Raw genomic sequence first — 478 nt, forward strand, 5'->3', positions numbered from 1 at the left:
CTTGCATGGCGGAACCGCCTGCGGAGTCGCCCTCGACGAGGTAGAGTTCGGACAGGGCAGGGTCTTTTTCTTGGCAGTCGGCAAGTTTGCCCGGCAGGCCCAAACCGTCCATCACGCCTTTGCGGCGGGTAATTTCGCGTGCTTTGCGGGCGGCTTCGCGCGCGCGCGCGGCATCGACGATTTTACTGGTGATGATTTTGGCTTCGGTCGGGTTTTCTTCGAGGAAGTCGGTCAAGGCTTGGTTGATGACTTCGTTGACGACGGGGCCGATTTCGCTGGAAACCAGTTTGTCTTTGGTTTGCGATGAGAATTTCGGGTCGGGCAGTTTGACGGACAAAACGCAGGTCAGGCCTTCACGCATATCGTCGCCGGCGGTTTCCACTTTGGCTTTTTTGGCTACTTCGTTGGCTTCGATATAGTTGTTGATGGTGCGGGTCATCACTTGGCGCAGCGCGGTCAAGTGCGTACCGCCATCACG

General features: G+C 57.5%; 1 pseudogene. It reads right to left on the minus strand.

Annotation, left to right across the window (positions count from 1 at the left end):
• Positions 1–478 (minus strand): annotated as a pseudogene (gene gyrB, locus ACTHUR_RS19680) (DNA gyrase subunit B); the annotation flags it as partial.

It is taken from the genome of Neisseria sp. P0021.S007 (assembly GCF_051956855.1).